This is a genomic window from Mesorhizobium sp. 2RAF21, from assembly GCF_052115345.1.
Lineage (GTDB): Bacteria > Pseudomonadota > Alphaproteobacteria > Rhizobiales > Rhizobiaceae > Mesorhizobium > Mesorhizobium terrae.
In genome coordinates this window covers 1-363 of sequence record NZ_JBFRGM010000065.1, presented here as the reverse complement: position 1 = coordinate 363, position 363 = coordinate 1, and the positions used below count along the sequence as shown (strand labels likewise).

Sequence of the window (363 nt, the reverse complement as noted above, 5' to 3'; positions counted from 1 at the left end):
AGGTAATGCTTTTGGGGGTAACACGTTCAATCGTAATGCCATATTGCTTTAAATGGTCTTTGAATTCATCCATATTCGTTGCTTGTGATTGGTCTATCGCCTCTCTAATCTCATCTTTCCATGAATATTGGGCTGTTGATTTCGTATTAGGGTCAGCAATCGCTTTTTCCGTTTGCGTATAACGTAAGCGTGCTGTATCTTTTTCTGGCACGCTTAAACCATGTTCTCGACACACCTCATCATTAAAATCTCTTAAATCACGTAAGGTTTGTTTATTGTTGTTAAATTTTTTCCCTGTCTCAAGATCAATAGCATTAATCACAATATGGTTGTGTACATGATCCGTATCATTGTGTGTATAGC

The 363-nt window shown here is 37.5% G+C and carries 1 protein-coding gene; it reads right to left on the bottom strand.

Translation table 11 applies throughout. The features are described from left to right. Window positions 1–363, bottom strand: a 363-nt coding sequence (locus AB4136_RS33395) for a relaxase/mobilization nuclease domain-containing protein (RefSeq protein ID WP_441932358.1), incomplete at both ends; no start/stop codon positions are given.